Here is a 20,028-nt window from a genome sequence, read left to right as displayed (position 1 = left end):
CCTGCGACAATCTTCCAATCTGAGGAGTTCGATATTGCACGCTCTCGCCTTCGAGACTTTCGGCACGCCCGACGTGCTCAGCTACCGCGAACTGCCCGATCCGATTGTCGGGCCAAAAGACGTCCAGATCGCACTCTGCGCCGCGGGATTGAACTTCGCCGACATCTATCGCCGCCAAGGCAATTACGTTCTCCACGGCCCTCCCCCGTATATACTGGGGTACGAGGGGGCCGGCGAAGTCGTTGCGGTCGGCGATCAGGTCGAGGCCCTCCATGTCGGCGATCGCATCGCGTTCGCCGACGTGCCATTCGCGAATGCGACACGCGTCAACGTGCCCGAGGAGCACGCGATCCGGTTGCCGGACGCTATCACCTTCGAAACCGCGGCGGCGATGCTGTTGCAGGGATTGACCGCCCAGTATCTGGTGAATGAGACGGCGCCTGTCGCAAACGGGCAGACGGTACTGGTTCACGCCGCCGCCGGAGGCGTCGGCCTGGCCCTGACGCAACTCGCCAAGGCACGAGGCGCGACGGTTATTGCGCTGGCTTCCTCCGCGGAGAAGCGCTGCCTCGCGCTCGAATACGGCGCGGATCGCGCCTTCGGTCATGAGAACTGGCAACGGGACGTTCGAACACTCGCTCCAAGCGGTGTCGATGTCATCTTTGATTCCATTGGATCCACCCTATCCGATAGTCTCGCAATCGCCCGGACGCGGGGCGTTGTGGTGATCTATGGCATGGCAGGCGGCAATCCCGATCCGATTGACCCAAGACGACTGATGGAGCGCTCACTGACACTCAAGGGCGGCGATCTGTGGAATTACCTGACCTCTTCTGCTGAACGAGCCGAGCGGGCGGCCGGTCTGTTCCGCGCCATCGAAAGTGGTGCACTGCGTCTTCCTCCGATCCATCGCTTCCGGATGTCGGATGGGGCGGAGGCGCACCGTCTGCTGGAAGGACGAGGCGTGATCGGAAAGATCCTTTATTACATCTAGATCTCGTCACGCGCTCGCGGCGATGGTTCGCCGCCGGCTCGCCTTGTTGGGTATGAAACCTGAAGCACACGGGAAGAGTCTTTCAACCTTACTTATTGCTCCAGCCGCCGTCACGGTTTCCTATAAAGGAATCTTCCATTAAGATGGATTCCCGTATGTCGACAGCAGAGCAGAAACGACATGACCTCCAAAAAGAGCGAATTGGACCGCATCACCGGATCGGCTACGCGTACCGCCGATCCGGCAGTCGGAGATCTCGGGGTGCGGGTGAAGGCGCTGCGGCTGGCCAAGCGATGGACCCTCGAGGAGGCTAGCGCGAGGACAGGGCTGTCGCGATCATCGATCTCCAAGATCGAACGGGAAGAAATGTCACCGACCTTCGATGCGCTGCAAAAATTGGCGCGCGGCTTTCAGATCAAGCTTGGCCAGCTCATCGGCGAAAGTAACGGCGGTGCTCCAACCGGCAGCCGCCATGTCATCCGACACAACGACGGCAAAATGCATGCCATGACGCATTACCTTTTGCGCCTTCTGACGGGCGAGCTTAAGAAGAGCAACCTCAACGTGATTGAACTCGAGTTCAAGGCCACCGACTTTTCCGAGTTCCCCGACTGGGAACGCCACGACACCGAGGACTTCATGTATGTGCTTGCCGGCCAGGTCGAATTTCACTCCGAGCTTTACGCACCCGTGATTCTCGGCGTAGGCGATTCCATCCAATACGACGCCCGCATGGGACATGCCTTTGTGCGGGCGGGAAACGAGGCGGCCAAGGCGCTGTGGATTTCATTGCCCGTCTGAGGCGTGTTAAGATTCATGCCGTTGTCTAAGGCGGGCCGCTTTTGAGCGACAAGCCTTGCACAACAATCCTATTCTTCGCGCGCGCGCAGGTTGCGGTCGCTCCAGTCGCGCAGCAGGTTGGTCGCAACAAGCACTAGGGTTGAAAAAACAATCAGAACCGTGGCCATCGCCAGGATCGCCGGGCTGATCTGTTCGCGCAGGCCCGACCACATCTCCCGCGGAATTGTATAGTGATCCGGGTTCGGAGCGATGAACAGGACGATGGCAATTTCGTCGAATGAAGCCAGGAACGCAAACAGCGCGCCGGACAGAACCCCGGGCAGGATGATTGGGAGCACAATTTTGAGGAAAGCCTGCAAGGGCGCCGCGCCAAGCGTCAATGCAGCCCTGTAGAGTGTGCGATCGAACGAGGCCAACGACGCTGTCACGGTGATCACCACGAAGGGCGTGCCGACCACGACGTGCGCCAAAATGATGCCGCCATAGGTATCGACCAGCCCGACCGACGAGTAGAAGAAATACGTGCCCGCGGCAGTGATGATCATTGGCACGACAAGCGGAGAGACGATGAGGGCAGTGAGCGCCGAGCGCGCTGGCATCCTCGGATCCGTCAGTCCGAATGCAGCGGCCGTTCCCAGGACCGTCGAGATCAGCGTTGCAGCAACGCCTATGCCGACGGAATTGACGATCGATCGCCCCCAGCGCGGACTGGAAAGGAGTTCCTCGTACCAGCGCAGGGAAAAGCCCTCCGGCCTCAGCGCCAGCATATCCGACGAGAAAGTGAGATAGGGTTGGGCGTTGAAGCTCAGCGGCACAACGACGAGTATCGGCAGTATCAGAAACAACAGAACCAGCCCACACGCGATGAAGAAAGCGGCCCTGCCTGGAACCCTGCCCCAATCGGTTCGCCGAGCGATCATGTTGGAACTCAATTCATGGCTAGTTTGCCCAAGCCAATCAAGCGATTGTAAAGGGCAAAGAGGATGGTGACGCCGACAAGGAGAAACAGCGACAGCGCCGCCGCCAACCCCCAGTTGAGCGAGGTCTGCATGTGATAGGCGATCAGGTTGGAAATCAGCGTGCCGCTCGCTCCGCCAACGAGAGCGGGCGTGATATAGTAGCCGGCAGTCAGGATGAAGACGAGCAATGAGCCAGCTGCCAATCCACTGTAAGTCAGCGGCAGATAGACCCGAAGGAATCCCTGCACCGGCGAGGCACCCAGCGTCGAGGCGGCCCGCAAGAGCGATGGCGGAATGGATTTCATTGTCGAATAAAGCGGAAGCACCATGTAGGGCAGCAGTACGTAAACCGCCACGATCACCGTTCCGAAAAGATTGAATATCAGGTCCGGGCGATGCGCCGGATCGACGAGCCCCAGATTGATGAGCGCGGAGTTCACGACGCCATTGGTTTGCAGCAGCACGATCCAGGCCGCACATCGGACCAGGATGGACGTCCAGAACGGCAGCAGCACCAGTATCATCAGCATGTTGCTGATGCGGGTCGCGGCACTGGCAAGCAGATATGCCAGGGGATAGGCGAGCAGCGCTGATATGGTGGTCACGAGGACCGCCAGCACAAGCGTGCGTTTGAACATTTCGAGATGGACGCGCTGGCTGGCGGGCACGGAAATCGCTTCGCCCTTGGCATCGAACTGATAGTCGGCCGCCGCCATGAGCTGGACCGCGTTGGGCACTGAACCAAGTCGCTCCAGAACGCTCCATGGTTCCAGCGTGCCCCATTTCGGGTTATCCGCGATCATCGCCTCCTTATAAGGTGGCGAAAAGAACGCGCTTCTCTTTGCCGTTTTGAGGAACAGACCGCGCAGGCCCGCGGCCTCGTAATTGAGGCGATTTGCGAGCGGCCCTGTCTTCCCATCCTTGTCCAACTCCTGGAGTTCGCGCGCCAAAACGTCGAAGACCGCCGCATCGGGGATCGCTTTGTGATCCCAGTCCGCGAGGGCCGCGATGGTCTTTGGAACGGCTCTGGCAACAAGCGGATCGTCGACGCTCAGCGTCAGCAGCTTGAGAATTGGGAAGACGAACATCACAAGAAGAAAGAGAACCAGGGGAGCCACAAGCAGCACGGGTGGCAACGAGCGGCGCATGCGTTTCATGTTGATGTTCAAGTCCAGCCCCCGGGTCCCGATCTCTCCACTACTTGGCCAGCCAGGTCTGGAATCGCTCGTTGAGTTCGTCCTGATGATCGGCCCAGAATTCGAAGTCATCATTGAGCGCATTCACCAGGTGCCCCGCCGCCGTCGGCAGGTTAGGCGCCATTTCGATGCCGGTCGTCGCATGCTTCCCCACAAGCGCCATCGATGATTTGCGCAGCGGCCCGTATGATATCCAGGACGCCTGATCGGCAAGCGCTTTCGTCCCTGTCGCGAAGGCGACAAATTCCATCGCTTTTTCCTTGCGGGGTGTTCCCTTCACGACACCGAAGAGCTGCATGCTCAGGATCTGGCCATCCCAAACGATGGTGAACGGCCGCTTTTCTATTACCTGGGCGTCAAAGATGCGGCCGCTCGAGGCGGCAGTCATGACAACCTGGCCGTCGTTCAGCATCTGCGGAGCTTGCGCGTTGGCGTCCCACCACACAATGTCGTTCTTGATTGTCGAGAGCTTCGCGAAGGCGCGCTCCACGCCTTCTTCCGTACCCAGCACCTCATAGACCTTATTGGACGGCACACCGTCGGCCATCAGCGCCATTTCGAGCGTGGTTCTGGGACTCTTGCGAAACCCGCGCTTGCCCGGAAATTTCTTGACGTCGAAGAAATCCGCGACGCTGGCCGGTTTCTCGCCTGGGAATGCGTTGTCATTGAAAGCGTAGATGCTGCTCCAGATCACCGAGCCGACCGCGCATGGCTGCAAGCTGCCCGGCAGAAAATCCGCTTCGGCGCCGGTGCCGTCCGGTGCTGCCGGGAGTTTCGCGATGTCGACTTTCTCGAAAAGCCCCTCGTCGCACCCCCGCACGGCGTCCGGCAATTCGAGATCGACGACGTCCCAGCTTATATTGCCGGACTGGACCTGGGCCTTGATCTCGGCCAAGCCCCCGAGATAGTCCGCTGAAACGATCCGCATTCCGGTCAATTTCTCAAACGGCTTGTGATAGGCCTCGACCTGGCTTTTTGTGTAGGCTCCGCCCCAGGAGACGACCGTGAGCGAGTCCTGCGCGAAAGCGCCTGTCGCGGACCCGAAGGCCAGCACCACGGATGCGGCCAACTTCAATCTTTTCATTTTCTCATCCCCTTTGAGTTTAAAATTCAGGTTTGATTTTCAATCGGTCAAAGCGTGACAGTCCGCGGCCGACCAACTGATCCGTGCCTGCTTTCCCTTTTTCAAATTCCCCATGGAAGCGCAGTTCTGGACTTTCAGCTTGAGCGTGACGTCTCCAAATGAAGCCTCGAGCAGGAGTTGATCTCCCAGATAGACGACCTCGTTCACCGTCGCGATGTAGTTGTTGTTCCCGGCATCGCTCGGGCCGTTCACTTCTATCCGCTCGGGGCGGATGGAAATTTGCACATCCTGACCGACGCCGACGTGGCCGTAGTGCCGTGCCCTCAAGGTCTGGCCGCAGCTTGCAACGCGGCAGGTGTCGCCATCGACGGAAACCACCCTGGCGGCCAGAAGGTTGTTGGCGCCCACAAATCCGGCGACGAACCTGTTCGCTGGATGCTCGTAAATCTGCCTTGGCGGCGCTATTTGTTGAACCTTGCCTTGGCTCAGGACCGCGACACGGGTCGACATGGTCAGCGCCTCGTCCTGGTCGTGCGTGACATAGACCACTGACAGACCAAGCCGCTCATGCAGATGCTTGAGTTCGAACTGCATCTCCTCGCGCAAAGTCCGATCGAGCGCGCCCAGCGGTTCGTCCATCAGGATCAGTTCGGGCTCGAATATCAGTGCACGCGCGACCGCGACGCGTTGCTGCTGGCCTCCCGAAAGCTGACTCGGATTGCGCTGGGCGACACCATCGAGCCGGACCATCTGCAAGGCACGCTTGACGCGTTCGTCGATTTCGGCGCGCGGCAGTTTTCTGATCTTCAGCGGAAAGGCGAGATTTTCGCCGACCGAGAGATGAGGAAACAGAGCATAGTTTTGAAAAACCATGCCTATGTTGCGCCGATGCGGCGGCAAACGGCTGATCGGACGATCCTTGAGGAATATCTCGCCGCCGGTAGGCGTCTCGAAACCCGCGAGCATCATCAGGCACGTGGTTTTGCCGGATCCAGAGGGTCCAAGCAAGGTCAGGAACTCGCCCTCGAAGACAGACAGATCCACGCCGCGCACTACATCGAATTTGCCGTACGCCTTTCGGACGCCGACAAACTGCAGCAGTGGCTTGGATTGCTCGGTTTTCAGTGACGTCACCCTTTCGTACCTCTTGTCTCCTTTTCAATCAGTATTCTACTTTAATGGAATCTGTCAACTTTATTGGATTCAAATTTTTGCCGCCGCGGCAGGCCGCCGCCGGACGAACGGATGAAAACGGCGCTTCTCGACCGACTACCGAATTCTCGTAAAGTTGACAAATTCTATTATAGTAGATATCGCATTCGGATGATCAATCGTTGCGAATATGCGTGCAGCATAGGCTCAAAGGGAGAGATGCCAGTGAATCGAACCAGTCGAACTACACCCGCCACCCGCGCTGGCCAGCGGCCGCGGCCTGTTCACGGGGCGCGCATCGGCATCATGGTGCTCGACACTGAGTTCGAGCGCATTCCGGGCGACATCGGCAACGCCGCTTCTTTCGATTTTCCGGTCCAGTACAAGGTCGTCAGAGGCGCTAGCGCCGACAAGGTAATCGCCGGCGGCGGCGAAGGCCTGCTTGAGCCTTTCCTTGAGGCGGCGGATGAACTGGTCGCGTCCGGCGTGGATGCCATTGGCACGAGCTGTGGCTTCCTGTCGGTCTTTCAAAAGGAACTGGCGGCCCGCTGTCCGGTTCCGATCGCGACGTCGAGCATCATGCAGGTGCCGTTTGTGCAATCGATGCTGCCCGCCGGGAAGCGCGTCGGCATTGTGACCTATGATGCGCAGTCCCTGACCGACAGACATTTCCTGGCAATCGGCGTGGATCCCGCCACCCCTAAGGCCGGGCTTCCTGAAAACTCGGAATTCCGCCGCGCGGTTGGCGGCGGCTGGAGACAGCTCAATGAAGCTGTGCTGCTTGAAGAAACGCTTGATGTGGGCAAAAAACTGCTCGGACAACACCCCGATGTCGGTGCGATCGTCATCGAGTGCGGAAACATGCCGCCCTATTCGGCGGAACTGGCGCGGCACCTCGGCGTGCCGGTCTATGATGTGGTGACGCTGGTGAACTGGCTCCATTCCGGTCTGCGCCCGCAGCGCTTCCCCCGGTACTGATCGTGTGCACACGTTGAGGAACCTTCAATGGCATTGAGGATCGTGCTGGCCGGAGCCAGCGGCTGGGTTGGCCAGGAACTCGCTCTGGAGATATCCAGACATCCGGACTTCGCGCTGGTTGCCGCCGTGGCGCGCCGGGACTCCGGGCGCAAGCTCAACGAAGTGGTTGCCGGATTCGATGGCGATCTGTTCATCGTTGGGACGCTCGAAGAAGCCCTGGCCACACCCTCGGAGGTGCTGATCGACTACACCAGGCCGGAAGTCGTCAAGAAGCATACACTCGCGGCACTGGCAGCGGGTCATCACGTCGTGATTGGAACCTCGGGCCTGAACACCGATGACTACGCGGAAATCGATTCAGCCGCGCAATCCGCCCGACGTGGTGTCGTGGCCGCGGGCAATTTCTCGGTTACAGCGACGCTCCTGCGCCGCTTCGCTCTCGAAGCCGCTCGATTTCTGCCCGAGGTGGAGGTGGTCGAGTGGGGATCGGCGGGCAAGCACGACGTACCTTCAGGCACCGGGATGGAACTTGCCGATCATCTTGCACAAGTCCGAACCGGCGCGGCGCTCTTGGGACGACCCGAATATACCGGGCGACCCGAAGCGAGGGGCGCAGCGATCGGCAGGCAAGCGCCGGTACAGGTTCATTCCGTGCGTCTGCCTTCCTATACGTCGTCGACGGAAGTGATGTTTGGCGCTGATGGCGAACGGCTTTCCATCCGGCAGGATGCGGGCAGTTCCGCAATGCCCTATGTGGCGGGCACCTTGCTTGCCGCGCAGCGTGTTGTTTCCATCATAGGCCTTCGGCGTGGATTGGACTCGGTCATGTGACCGATCGCATTCGACCGGAGAAATCAGTGACGGTCGCGGCACTGCTGCGCTCGGTCAGCCGATAGTGCCGAAATCGCCGATCCGTTCTCGGAGCCCTGCGTCCATTTGCGGTCTCGAGCTTGCGGCTCCCCGACTCGACGCATTGTGTCGATCCGCCATCGAATGGAGCTACCGGGCGCGCCAGTGCACCAACCGCGTTCGATCGTTGGCTCTCAAAGAGGTGCTTCTGCTGGCGTTCGAAGCGTTGCACCTGATTGCAGCAGTTTTCCGCAGAAATCCTTGATCCTTCGCAAGGCTTCAATCAGGTCGGTTTCGGCTGTGGCGTATGAGATGCGGAAATAGGGAGACAGGCCGAACGCTGATCCTGGCACGACGGCGACGTGCGCGTCGCCGAGCAGGAAAGCGCAAAAATCCGCGTCGCTGCGGATGATCTTGCCGCCAGGCGTCGACCGGCCGATAAGCCCGGCACAGGACGCAAACGTGTAGAACGCCCCCTCGGGAACCCGGCAATCGATGCCGTCGATGGCATTGAGCGCTCCCACGACGACATCGCGGCGGCGTTTGAAACTATCTGTTCGATCCTTCAGTAGCACCTGCGGCCCCTTGAGCGCTTCCACCGCGGCTGCCTGGCTGATCGACGATGGACAGGATGTCGACTGGCTCTGCACGACTGCCATCGCCTTGATCAAGTCGCGCGGCCCGCCTGCATAGCCAATGCGCCAGCCGGTCATGGCGTAAGCCTTGGACACGCCGTTGACGGTCAGCGTGCGGTCTTTCAGCCTCGGTTCGATCGCCGCCGGCGTGACGAAACGAAAGTCGCCATAGACAATGTGTTCATACATGTCGTCGACCATGAGCCAGACGTGCCGATGACCCAGAAGGACGTCGAGCAGTGGCCGATAGTGCTGCTCGCTGTAGGCAGCGCCCGATGGATTGGACGGCGAGTTCAGAAGCACCCAGCGGGTTTTGGGCGTGATCGCCTTCTCGAGTTGATCGGCAGTCAGGAGAAAGCCGGCGGCGGCATCGCATTCGATCAGAACCGGCTTGCCTTGCGCGATCGCGACGATGTCGGAATAGGTGGTCCAGTAAGGCGTCGGAATGATGACCTCGTCGCCGGGATTCAGCGTCGCCATCATTGCGTTGAAGAGGATCTGCTTGGCGCCAGCCGCGACAGTGATCTCGTCCAGATCGAAGGTGAGCGCGTTCTCGTGCTTGAATTTCTCGCGGATTGCCGACTTCAGCTCCGGCGTGCCGTCGAGCGCGGTGTATTTCGTATCGCCGCGCAGCATAGCTGCGGTCGCCGCCCGTTTGACATGGTCGGGCGTATCGAAATCCGGCTCGCCGGCGCCGAGGATGATGATCGGCAGCCCTTCGCGTTTCATCGCCTGGGCGCGGGCTCCGATCTTCAGGATTTCCGAGACGCCTATCGAAGCGATGCGGGCTGCCGGCGCGAATTTTGCGTCGGCGGCGTTGCGGATATCGGTCATGGTGTTTCTCACTCGATGTCGAACGAGACGCCCTGGGCGAGCGGCAGCGCCTGATAGTTCACCGTGTTAGTGGCGCGCCGCATATAGGCCTTCCAAGCATCGGAGCCGCTCTCGCGGCCGCCGCCGGTCTCCTTTTCGCCGCCGAAGGCGCCGCCGATCTCCGCGCCCGAGGTGCCGATGTTGACATTGGCAATGCCGCAGTCAGACCCGTCGACGCCGAGGAAGCGCTCGGATTCCTGCAGGTCGCGTGTGAAGATCGACGACGACAGGCCGGCGCCGACCGCATTGTGCTCGTCGAGCACGGCGTCGAAGTCCGAATATTTCATCACATAGAGGATCGGCGCGAAGGTCTCTTCCGTCACCGGAGAAACCTGCTTCGGCATTTCGACCAATGCCGGGTGTACGTAATAGGCGTCGGGATGGCCGTTCTCGACCCGCGCTCCGCCGGTCAGCTTGCCGCCGTGAACGGTGGCTTCCTTCAGCGCCTTCTGCATCGCATCGAACGCCGCCTTGTCGATCAGCGGCCCGACCAGCGAGGATGTCTCCAGCGGGTTGCCGACGGAAACACTCTCATAGGCCTTCTTCAGCCGCGGCAGCAGCGCGTCATAGACGCTGTCATGCACAAACAGCCGCCGCAGCGTCGTGCAGCGCTGTCCCGCGGTGCCCATGGCGCCGAAGGCGATGGCGCGCAGCGCCATGTCGAGATCGGCGGTCGGGCAGACGATGCCTGCATTGTTGCCGCCGAGCTCCAGCACGGCGCGGGCAAAGCGCTTGGCCAGCCTTGGGCCGACATCCCGGCCCATGCGGGTCGAGCCGGTGGCCGAGACCAGTGCCACCTTCGGATGGTCGACCAGGATCTCACCGACGGCGCGGTCGCCGATCAGCACCGGCGCCAGGCCTGCCGGCGCGTCAGCGCCGAAGCGCTTGACCGCACGCGCAAAAATCGCTTCGCAGGCGAGCGCTGTCAGCGGTGTCTTCTCTGACGGCTTCCACACCACGGCATCGCCGCAGACCAGCGCCAGCGCTGCATTCCACGACCACACCGCGACCGGGAAGTTGAAGGCCGAGATGACGCCAACGACGCCGAGCGGATGCCACGTCTCCATCATGCGATGTCCCGGACGTTCGGTGGCGATGGTCAGGCCGTAGAGCTGACGCGAAAGGCCGACGGCGAAATCGCAGATGTCGATCATTTCCTGGACTTCGCCGAGACCTTCGGACGGGATCTTGCCGACCTCGATCGATACCAGCCGGCCAAGCTCGGCCTTGTGGGCGCGCAATTCCTCGCCGAGCAGCCGCACCAGTTCCCCGCGCCGGGGACCCGGCACCATCCGCCAGGCCTGGAATGCCGTGTGCGCGGCATCGATGGTCCTGGCAGCATCGGCCGGCGAGATTGTCTTCAGCGCTGCGATCTGCTCGCCCGTCACCGGGCTGCGCACGATGAGGTCGCCGCCCGTAAGCGCGCCCTTGGCAACACCCAGTTTCGCCAGAAGCTCAGTCGTTTCCTTCGCTATATCGATCGATTTGACTGCAACGTTCATCCGGCAAACTCCTGTTTTGACTTATCCGAAACACACCGAACCAAGGCGCCCTGGCGACGTCAGTTGCTTCAGGCCAGCGGCAAGGTCCTTGTGCTTTTTCTGCGTATAGAGGTCGTAGTAGGCTTGGTTCTTGCGGCCGACGCCGTGCTCGGCGCTGAAGCTGCCGCCGAAACGATCGACCGCGATCGAATAGACCCAATCGCGCAATCGCCGTTCGAAGGCGATGTCGACTGGACCAGCCCGCGCCTCGTCGACGACCAGATTGAAATGCACGCCGCCGTCGCCGATATGGCCGAAGTCGAAGATTACGACATCGGCAAAATGGCTGGGCAGTTCGAGCTTCATCCAGTCGCAGAACGCCAGTACGTCGGTCCTGCGGAACGACAGATCGAAAGCGACCAGCCGGCCGGCACGCTTGACGCCTTCCGACAGGGCGTGACGCAGTGTCCACATCTCACGAGCGGGACCGACAAAGGCATTGGCGAGCGGCGCGCCCTCCGCTTCCCAGACTTCGGCCAGCACCGTTTCCAGGACGGCATCGAGCGGCTGCTCATCATCACGCGGAAGCCAACTGCGGGAAACTTCGGCCAGAATGACATAGTTGGGAACATCGCCATTCTGGAATGGATTGCGCAGCGACGGAACATGGGCAAGCGTTGCGGCGATCGCATTCCCCGACATGCCCTCGAAAGCCGACAGATACGATCCGAGGCGCTCTTCCATCGCCCGCAGCAGGGACATGACGGCAGTTCCGGTTCGCGGCACCAGATAGGCTGTCGAAACTTGCCTCGGCAGACGCTCCAGGTTGAGCACGCATTCGGTGACGATGCCGAACGCGCCGGCTGTTCCGATGAAAAGCTGCTTCCAGTCGACGCCAGTATTGTTCTTGCGCAGCCCCGACAGCAGGTCGACAACGGTGCCAGCCTCGTCCGCCAGGACGATCTTCACGCCCAGTGTATTGCGGCGGACGTCGCCATATTTCAGAAACCGCGAGCCGCCGGTGTTGGTTGCCAGCATGCCCCCCACCCGCGGATCGGCGCCGAGGTCGATCGGAAAGAAGAGGCTGCCGGACTCGAGCCGCCCGTTGATGTCCGACAGTCTGGTTCCAGCGTCGACGTGGATCGAGCGGTTGTCGATATCGAGATCGAAAATCGGCGTCATCCGGTCGAGGCTGAGCACGACCTGCGCTCCACTGGTATCCGGCGTCGAGCCCGAGACCAGGCCGGTGTTGCCGGACTGCGGGATGAGCGCGATATGCTCGCGAACGCAATAGGCGACGCAAGCGGATACCTCCGCCGTGCCGCGAGGGCGCAGCACCAATGCGGCGCTGCCCCGGTCATAGCGCGCGCTATTCTCATAGGCGGCCAGGCTGGCGGAATCCTGGACAAGCCCGTCCGCGCCGAGGATTTCGACCAAAGCTGTCTTGTGCCGCTCGTCGATCATGCCGATGTTTACTCCGCTGCCTGAACGCCGCGCAGAGCGCGTCGGCACTCGTCGATCGAAGCCTGCTCGATCGTCGCATAGTGTTCGAATTCATCGAGGACGCCGGCGCCGAGGGCAGCCTCGAAGCGCTTCTGGTTGGGACTGGCGACGAAATCCTGACCCGCTTCATCGCCCAGATTGGACTGGAAAATGCCGGCCGCGCTGACGGGCAGGAAATCCTCATAGACGATCGGGTCGAAACGGACAAAGCCATCCGCCACCAGCTGATCGACACCTTCTGCATGGACGCTGCCGACCCGACGCCCTCGCTCGGTAAGCGAATAGGTGAAATAGCCAAGGCCGGCAGTGCGGATGCCGTCCCACGTGTCGGGAAACGACTGGAATGTCCGCGACAACGCCTCGACATAGTCAGCGGCATTTGACCCGTCGGCAGCCGGCCTGATCATTTTGCGCGTGGCGTCCAGCAGGTTGTCGTAGAGCGCCCTGCCCTCGGGAGTCAGCGCCACGCCGCGCTGCTCGATCTCGCCGAAACGCGCCGTGTGCGAGCCAGCCGTCCAGCCGCCGCTGCCCGACTTGAATGAGACCGGTTCGTCCAGTGCCTTGAACGATGTCTGCCTGAGCAGGATCGGGCACTGGCGAGTGGGTGGACCCTCGACGATCGCCTTGGGCTCGATGCCGCGCGACGGCATGCCCGTCTGCACTGCGTCGATGTCGAGCGTGCGCGGCGTCAGGTGGTTGATATGCGGTCCCTTGAAGGAGACCACGTCGGCGACCAGCCGATGCTGCTGGTGCAGCCTGTGGTACATCTCGATGCTGACGCAGGCCTGATCGTGCCAGCGGAAGGTCTTGAGAATTTCGGCGACAAACCGATCCGCATCGGCTAGATCCAGCCCGCCCCGCGTCTCGGCCCTTTCGGTGAGTTCGACGGCGCGGTCCGTGAAAATCCGACGAGCGGCAAGAATGGCCTCCGCCTCGACCCGCAGAGCCTCGTCGCCGATCAGGTCGACCCTGAGCAACGAGGTGAAGACGCGAAAAGGATTGCGGCTGAGCGCTTCGGCACCAACCGGACGAAACGCCGTCGCATGGACAGGCACCCCGGCCGTGCTGAGGTCATAGTAACCGACCGGATGCATGCCCATCACCGCGAACACGCGCCGCATCGTCGAGAGTTCGGCCGGCGTTCCCAAGCGGATCGCGCCGTGCCGCTCTTGCGAGATGCGGTCGAGCGAATCCGTCGCCTCGAGCCGCTGGCGCAGCATTGGCGTGCCATCCAGCACTTCGGCATTCACCTCGGCGACCAGTTCCATCAGCGTGCCGTAGGCGGGAACCTCGGCCCGGTACATGGCTGACATCGCCGCAGAAAAAGCAGAACGAATGTCATCGGATGCAACGAAAGCAGCGTTTTGCACGGCGCGGTCTCGCTTTTGAGAAAATATGAGATCATTCTCGAAAAGAGTGATATTGGATTTCATCTCGCGTGGATTGCGACGATTTCGACTAGGTTGATGCGAGATACGCATGATATTGAGCAGAAAGTTGATGCCAGACTTGGTTGCAATTCAGGCGTTCGAATGCGCGGCAAGACACGCGAGCTTCACGCGCGCCGGCCGGGAGCTCAACCTGACCCAGAGCGCCGTCAGCCGTCAGGTCAAGGATCTGGAAGTCTATCTCGGCGCGCTGCTGTTCGAACGCATCCGGCAGCGCGTGGTGCTTTCCGAGGATGGGCGGCGCTTCCTGCCGGAAGCGCGGAAGCTGCTGCGGCAAGCCGAGGAGACGATGCTGCGCGCAATGTCGTCCGCCGACGCCAGATCGAGCCTGAGCATCGCCACCTTGCCGACATTCGGCAGCCGCTGGCTCAGTCCGCGCTTGCCTGAATTCCTGCGCCAGAACCCGGGCGTGATCCTCAATGTCGGCGCGCGCTCGGCACCGTTTGATTTCGACGAAGAGAATTTCGAACTCGCCATCCACTACGGACAGCCGGTTTGGGCGCGCGCCACATGCACCTATATCTGCAGCGAGTCGATCCTGCCGGTGGCCGGCGGTGCCCTGCTGGCATCGGGACCCAAGCTGACGCCGGCCGATCTTCTCAACGAGCCCTTGCTGCATCTGGCAACGCGCCCGAGGCTCTGGTCGCAATGGCTGGAGTGGGCCGGGCTGCCCGGCGAGACCGCCTACAGGGGGCACCGCTTCGATCAATTCTCAATGATCATCGAAGCGGCGGTTGCCGGCATGGGTTATGCGCTGCTTCCACGTTACCTAATCGAGCAGGAATTAAAATCCGACGAACTTCAGGTCGTTCTCGATCTGCCTATGGAAACGGAAAATTGCTACTATGCCGTACTGCCGGAGGCGAGAACGCCGTCCCCTACAACTCAGCATTTCGTCTCGTGGCTGATAAATCAGGTTACCGAGGTTGACCGGACACTGCCGTTCGATGAGCCCATGCAGTCTTCCTAGTACCAGCTAGCTGCCGAAATCAGGCTCGCTGATCCGAGGAGCCGTTCCGAAGTGTCATAGCGAAGCAGTGACCATCGCCGCCGATCGGCGGCCGGGCTGTCGTAAACCGAGCCGCATCCTCCGGGGGCGTTATGGGGGGAAGGAAATGCGCCCTTCCCTGCCCCACAATGCGACGCCGATTTCACGCCCCTGCCTGCGATTGCGACGACTGAAATTGGGGCCGTTAACGGCCTGGCAGCTTTCAGGATGACTGGCAAGAAAGCCGACCGTTGCGTCCAGCGTAGTGCGGACCGCTTTGCGCCAAAAGCGGTCATTGATGTTGGTTCCGCGCCAAAGGCGGACGAGCTCGTAACCGATTGAAGCAACCGGAGTCAGTTATTTGCACGAGTAAGCGCAGTGACTCCGGAGGGCTTGGGCGCCCGCCACGGATCGCCGTAATCATCGAACGGGCTACCGCGGTAGCTTTCACTGCGGAGCGACAACTGACGTTCGGCGTCATCAGAAAAAGGCGGACTCTGGCACGGTTCTGGTCTATGCCGACGCTCGTTGCCGGTCCGCCGGCCTTTTGCAACTGGTCCATGAATGAAGCGCCAGCCCACGACGTCGAGCCTGTTACGCCGACTCAATCGTTCGGCCGTGGTGGATTTGATCCGCACCGAAGGAGTGATTTCGCCATCGAGCCTCGCCGAGCGGCTGAACATCAGCCTGCCGACGGTGATGCGGGTGATCGAGGATCTGATTGCCGAGGATTTGGTGGCGTATGACGGGTTTGACGAGGCCAATGTCCGGGGCCGGCCGCGGGCGCGCATCAAGTTCCGCGGTGCGGCGCATGCGATCATTGGCATCGAGGCCGGCAAGGGCGAGTTCTACGGCGCCGTGGCCAATCTCGAAGGCGTCGTGCAGACAGAAATGCACGAGACCGCCGACGATGATAGCGAGCGCAATTTCGAGAAGCTGGTCGGCCTGATCCGCCGGCTGATGGCGGCCTCCCGCCCGCGCGGCCAGACCATTCGCGGCATCGGCATTGGCCTGCCCTCGATCGTCAGGCAGCCGGAGGGCGAAGTGGTGCTGACACTCGGGCTCGGCTGGCGCGACATGCCGTTGCGGGCGCGGCTCAGCGAACATTTTCAGATGCCCATCGTCGTCGAGAACGGGCGCAACCTCGCCGCCGTGGGCGAATGGGGATTCGGGGCCGGGCGTGGCGCCGACAGCGTCGTGAGCCTCTCGATCGGGCCCGGTGCCGGCGCGGGCGTCGTGATCGACGGCAAGCTCTATGGCGGGCACTCGCATGCGGCAGGCGAGCTCGGCTGGTATCTCGATGACCCCCTCCTCACCGGGCGGCCGTTCGAACATCTGGGCGACAAGCAATCGCTGCGCTTTTTCGGCATCCCCGAACAGGCGACCAAGATGCTCGAAGAGGCCAACACCCAGTATGCGGCGGGAAAGCTCACCCTGGGCGCCGTCACCGACCGGCAGGCGGACAAAATCGCGCCGGTTGTCACCGAGTTGCTCGACTATGCGACGATGGCGGTGGGCAGTGTTGCTGCCTTCATGAACCCCGAAATCATCGTACTGGCGGGCCGGGTCGTCGGCGGCGGTGATCTGGTGCTCGATGTGCTGCGGCACCGCCTCAAGGGCAATGTGTATGACCCGCCGCGCCTCGTGATGGGCGCGCTGGGCCACCGCGATATCGTCCTGGGCGCGGTGCGCCTGGTGCTCGATGCGACGACCCTCAACCCTGCCGACAGCCTCGTGATGGCCGACTAAGATCAATCGATCGCGATTGACAGCGACTGAATCTCGGCATTAAGTTTCTAACTGAAAGAAAAACCGCGCCCTGCGTCGTGTGGGAGCGTATCTTTCGTGGGAGGACTTCAATGACGAAGATTTTCAATCCGCTTGGGCGGACAATGCAGCGTCGTGACTTCTTGAAAGTCGCGGGTGCAAGCGTCGCGGTTGCAGCCCTGCCGGCGGCAGCTCGCGGTGCCGAGCCCGTCAAGGTGGTGCTGTGGTCGTGGGTGCCGGATCTCCAGCTTCAGGTCGACCTGTTCAACGCCGCGCATCCGGGCATCAAGGTCGAACTCGTGAATGCCGGCCAGGGGAACCCCGAATATCAGGCGGTCCGTGCGGGTCTGCAGGCGGGCAGCGGTCTGCCCGACGTCGTCCAGATCGAATACCAGCTGATCGAGACCTTCCGCCAGGTCGACGCCTTCGCCGACATCGGCCAGTACGCCAATGCCCATAAGGGCGAGTTCCCCGCAGGCCTATGGGCGCAGGTCGCCAAGGGCGATGTGGTCAACGGCATGCCGCAGGATTTCGGTCCGATGGCGATGCTCTATCACAAGGACATCTTCGATAAGCATGGGATCACGCCGCCCACCACCTGGGCCGAGTTTGCCGATGCGGGCAAGAAGATCCATGCGGCCGATCCGAATGTGTTTATCACCGACGCGCCGTTCGGAGCCAATGCCGACTGGGCCTTGGGTCTGTTGTGGCCGATGGGCTGGAAGCCGGTCAGCCGCGATGGCGACAAGCTCGCGATCAACATCAACGACAAGATTGCCAAGGACTTCGCCGCCTATTGGCAGGACCTTATTGACGCGGGTGTCATCGAGACCAAGCCGGGCTTCAACAATGAGTGGTACACCGGCCTCGATTCGGGCCGCTATGCCACGTGGCTCGCTGCCGGCTGGGGTCCGCTGTTCCTGACCTCGGTTGCCAAGACCAGCGTGGGCAAGTGGCGTGCCGCCGATCTGCCCCAGTGGGACGCGAGCAAGTTCGCGACCGGCGCTTGGGGTGGCTCAGCGCTAGCCGTGATGAAAACGACCCAGCATCTGCCCGAGGCCGCCGAAGCCGCGATCTGGCTGAACATTAATCCCGAAGCCACAAAGCTCTACACCACCAAGCAAAACTTCTTCCCCTGTACCAACGCGTTGCTGTCGAGCCCTGAATGGGCGGGCAACAAGCCGGAGTTCTTCGGCGGCCAGGAAGTGAACAAAGTGTTCGCCAAATCGGCGGCCGCAGTCAGCAACTTTGAGTGGAGCCCGTTCCAGGACTTCCTCTACCAGTCGATGGCCGATGAATTCGGCGCCTCGATCGGCGGCAAGGGCACGCTGTCGGATGCGTTCGACCGCATCCAGGACGCCGTGGTCGCCTACGCGAAGGAACAAGGCTTCACCGTAGACTGATTTCTCCCGGGCAATGGCCGGGCGCGCTTGACCGGCGCGCCCGATCTCTTCATCTTGCCGGACGGGGACCATGGCAATGTCGAATTCGCCAGCCGCCGCGACGCGCCCAGCGCGATCGGGCGGTTTTACGTCACGAAAGGTCGCGCCCTATCTGTTCCTGGCGCCCTTCGTGCTGCTGTTTATCGCCTTCATCGTCGCGCCGTTGGTCTATGCGTTCTACATGAGCCTCTACCGCGACACGCTGGTGGGCGGGCGGCAATTCGCGGGTGCAGCCAGCTACATCAAGGTCACGGGCGACGCCAAATTCTGGGGCGGCGTGTGGAACCTCGTTCTGTTCGGCATCGTGCAGGTGCCGATCATGCTGAGCCTGGCGCTGTTGTTCGCCATCGTGCTCGATCGTGGCCAGGTCTATGCCAAGGGCGTCTTCCGGCTCGGCTTCTTCCTCCCCTACGCCGTGCCGAGCGTGATCGCGACGATCATCTGGGGTTATCTCTACGGCCCCACCTTCGGCCCGTTCACGCAGATGGCCAAGGCGTTCAACCTGCCGCCACCGAACTTCCTGTCGCCGGGCGCGATGATCTTCTCATTGGCCAATATCGTGACGTGGGAATATGTCGGCTACAATATGGTGATCTACTACGCCGCGCTGAAGGCGATCCCGTCGGACCTCGCCGAGGCCGCGCGGATGGATGGCGCCTCGCCCTGGCAATTTGCGCGGCTGATCCAGCTGCCGCTGCTGTGGCCGGCGATCCTGCTCACCATCATCTTTTCGATCAACGGCACACTGCAGCTGTTCAATGAGCCGTATTTGATGCGCTCGCTCGCCGGTAACACTATCAATTCGAGCTACACGCCGAACCTCTATGCCTATTCGCTGGCGACTCAGAACCAGCAGTATGGCTATGCGGCCGCCGTCTCGTTCGTGCTTGGCATCGTAATCGCCGGTGCCTCCTACATCTTCACCCTGATCACCAACCGCCGTCGGCCGGAGCAATGATGACTACGACCACCGACATCGCCACTTTCGACGCTACCAGGCGCCGGCCCGGCGAACGGCGGCGCTCGCGGATCATCCTCACGCTGCTGCTGTCACTGTTCCTCGTCTACAGCTTCGTGCCGCTGGTCTATCTGGTCCTATCGGCAACGAAGACGAATGGCGACCTGTTCACCACGTTCGGCTTCGGCTTGGGCACCGAGTTCAACCTCTGGCAGAATCTGAGCGATCTGTTCAGCCGCGACAATGGCATCTTCTCGCGCTGGATGTTCAACAGCGTGCTCTATTCGACCGCCGCCGGGCTCGGTGCCGCGATCTTTGCTACCGCGGCAGGCTATGCGTTCGCCAAGTTCAAATTCGTCGGCCGCAATCTGCTGTTTGCGCTGGTCTTGGGCGCTGTGATGATCCCGCAGACGGCCCTCGTCGTGCCGATCTTCCTGCTGCTGGCGCTTTCGGGTCTCAGCGACAATCCGCTGGGCGTGATCCTGCCCTCGATGATCTCGCCGATCGGCGTCTATCTGATGCGCGTCTATATCGACCAGGGCGTCGACGACGAACTGCTCGATGCGGCGCGGCTCGATGGCGCCGGCGAGTTCGTGATCTTCCGCGCCATCGTGCTGCGGCTGGTGGCGCCGGGCATGGTGACCGTGGCGCTGCTCTCGTTCGTCGGGACCTGGAACAATTACTTCCTGCCGCTCATCGTGCTGCGCTCGCAGGAGTATCAGCCGATCACGGTGGGCCTTGCGACCTGGTATCAGCTCGCGCAGCAGGGCGGTGGCGGCGGACAGGTGCTGTTCTCGATCATCATCACCGGCGCGCTGGTCAGCATCATCCCGGTCATCGTGGTGTTCCTGCTGCTGCAGCGGTTCTGGCAGGGCGGCCTCACCGCCGGCTCCATCAAATAGACTATCGCCTGGAGTTTT

General features: G+C 61.5%; 17 protein-coding genes. 9 read left to right on the top strand and 8 right to left on the bottom strand.

What is annotated here, in order from left to right; all coding sequences use genetic code 11:
* The first annotated feature begins 34 nt into the window (after nt 1–34).
* Entirely contained in the window at nt 35–994 is a 960-nt protein-coding gene (locus NKI19_RS01255) for a quinone oxidoreductase family protein (protein WP_352565005.1), read from the top strand.
* 201 nt (nt 995–1,195) lie between these two features.
* Nucleotides 1,196–1,795, top strand: a complete 600-nt coding sequence (locus NKI19_RS01250; RefSeq protein WP_352565003.1) for a helix-turn-helix domain-containing protein — start codon at nt 1,196–1,198, stop codon at nt 1,793–1,795.
* A 68-nt stretch (nt 1,796–1,863) separates the two neighbouring features.
* Here the strand turns inward: NKI19_RS01250 and NKI19_RS01245 are convergent, their stop codons facing one another.
* Genes NKI19_RS01245 through NKI19_RS01230 form a run of 4 tightly spaced genes read right to left on the bottom strand, consistent with a single transcriptional unit; the run spans nt 1,864 to nt 6,168 of the window.
* Nucleotides 1,864–2,715: an ABC transporter permease gene (locus tag NKI19_RS01245; protein WP_352565002.1), complete on the bottom strand. Its 852-nt coding sequence runs from the start codon at nt 2,713–2,715 to the stop codon at nt 1,864–1,866.
* 8 nt (nt 2,716–2,723) lie between these two features.
* The gene (locus NKI19_RS01240; protein WP_352565001.1) at nt 2,724–3,911 is read right to left on the bottom strand and encodes an ABC transporter permease; all 1,188 of its coding nucleotides are present in this window, start codon (nt 3,909–3,911) and stop codon (nt 2,724–2,726) included.
* Between the two features lie 40 nt (nt 3,912–3,951).
* A complete protein-coding gene (locus NKI19_RS01235) occupies nt 3,952–5,034 on the bottom strand; it encodes an ABC transporter substrate-binding protein (protein WP_352565000.1) in 1,083 nt (360 codons plus the stop codon).
* A gap of 39 nt (nt 5,035–5,073) precedes the next feature.
* A complete protein-coding gene (locus NKI19_RS01230; protein ID WP_352564999.1) occupies nt 5,074–6,168 on the bottom strand; it encodes an ABC transporter ATP-binding protein in 1,095 nt (364 codons plus the stop codon).
* A gap of 111 nt (nt 6,169–6,279) precedes the next feature.
* Between NKI19_RS01230 and NKI19_RS01225 the strand changes: the two genes are divergently transcribed.
* Both NKI19_RS01225 and dapB read left to right on the top strand, forming a co-directional pair.
* Nucleotides 6,280–7,164: an aspartate/glutamate racemase family protein gene (locus tag NKI19_RS01225; protein WP_352564997.1), complete on the top strand. Its 885-nt coding sequence runs from the start codon at nt 6,280–6,282 to the stop codon at nt 7,162–7,164.
* Between the two features lie 27 nt (nt 7,165–7,191).
* Entirely contained in the window at nt 7,192–7,995 is an 804-nt protein-coding gene (dapB, locus tag NKI19_RS01220) for a 4-hydroxy-tetrahydrodipicolinate reductase (protein WP_352564995.1), read from the top strand.
* 212 nt (nt 7,996–8,207) lie between these two features.
* Here the strand turns inward: dapB and NKI19_RS01215 are convergent, their stop codons facing one another.
* The 4 genes from NKI19_RS01215 to hglS are packed head-to-tail and all read right to left on the bottom strand — an operon-like array spanning nt 8,208 to nt 13,875.
* Nucleotides 8,208–9,482 (bottom strand): pyridoxal phosphate-dependent aminotransferase, encoded by a 1,275-nt coding sequence (locus tag NKI19_RS01215; RefSeq protein ID WP_352564993.1) that lies wholly within the window; start codon nt 9,480–9,482, stop codon nt 8,208–8,210.
* Between the two features lie 8 nt (nt 9,483–9,490).
* The gene (amaB, locus tag NKI19_RS01210) at nt 9,491–11,023 is read right to left on the bottom strand and encodes an L-piperidine-6-carboxylate dehydrogenase (RefSeq protein ID WP_352564991.1); all 1,533 of its coding nucleotides are present in this window, start codon (nt 11,021–11,023) and stop codon (nt 9,491–9,493) included.
* 21 nt (nt 11,024–11,044) lie between these two features.
* On the bottom strand, nt 11,045–12,466 hold the full coding sequence (locus tag NKI19_RS01205) for an FAD-binding oxidoreductase (RefSeq protein WP_352564989.1): 1,422 nt from the start codon (nt 12,464–12,466) through the stop codon (nt 11,045–11,047).
* Nucleotides 12,467–12,474: 8 nt separating this feature from the next.
* Nucleotides 12,475–13,875, bottom strand: a complete 1,401-nt coding sequence (gene hglS / locus NKI19_RS01200; RefSeq protein WP_352564987.1) for a 2-oxoadipate dioxygenase/decarboxylase HglS — start codon at nt 13,873–13,875, stop codon at nt 12,475–12,477.
* A 109-nt stretch (nt 13,876–13,984) separates the two neighbouring features.
* On the opposite strand from hglS, the gene NKI19_RS01195 reads away from it, so the two are divergent.
* The 5 genes from NKI19_RS01195 (at nt 13,985) to NKI19_RS01175 (ending at nt 20,010) form a co-directional block, all read left to right on the top strand.
* Nucleotides 13,985–14,923, top strand: coding sequence for a LysR family transcriptional regulator (locus NKI19_RS01195; protein WP_352564986.1), 939 nt, complete (start codon nt 13,985–13,987; stop codon nt 14,921–14,923).
* 582 nt (nt 14,924–15,505) lie between these two features.
* Nucleotides 15,506–16,690 (top strand): ROK family transcriptional regulator, encoded by a 1,185-nt coding sequence (locus tag NKI19_RS01190; RefSeq protein ID WP_352564984.1) that lies wholly within the window; start codon nt 15,506–15,508, stop codon nt 16,688–16,690.
* 143 nt (nt 16,691–16,833) lie between these two features.
* A complete protein-coding gene (locus tag NKI19_RS01185) occupies nt 16,834–18,111 on the top strand; it encodes an ABC transporter substrate-binding protein (RefSeq protein ID WP_352564982.1) in 1,278 nt (425 codons plus the stop codon).
* 76 nt (nt 18,112–18,187) lie between these two features.
* On the top strand, nt 18,188–19,108 hold the full coding sequence (locus NKI19_RS01180; RefSeq protein ID WP_352564980.1) for a carbohydrate ABC transporter permease: 921 nt from the start codon (nt 18,188–18,190) through the stop codon (nt 19,106–19,108).
* Nucleotides 19,108–20,010: a carbohydrate ABC transporter permease gene (locus tag NKI19_RS01175; protein WP_352564978.1), complete on the top strand. Its 903-nt coding sequence runs from the start codon at nt 19,108–19,110 to the stop codon at nt 20,008–20,010. The genes NKI19_RS01180 and NKI19_RS01175 overlap by 1 nt, the downstream gene beginning before the upstream one ends.
* The last annotated feature ends 18 nt before the right edge of the window (nt 20,011–20,028 follow it).

Origin of the sequence: Mesorhizobium sp. M0751 (assembly GCF_040320265.1) — a bacterium.
Lineage (GTDB): Bacteria > Pseudomonadota > Alphaproteobacteria > Rhizobiales > Rhizobiaceae > Mesorhizobium.
The sequence above is the reverse complement of the archived record's forward strand: the minus strand, read 5'-3'. Positions and strand labels throughout refer to the sequence as shown.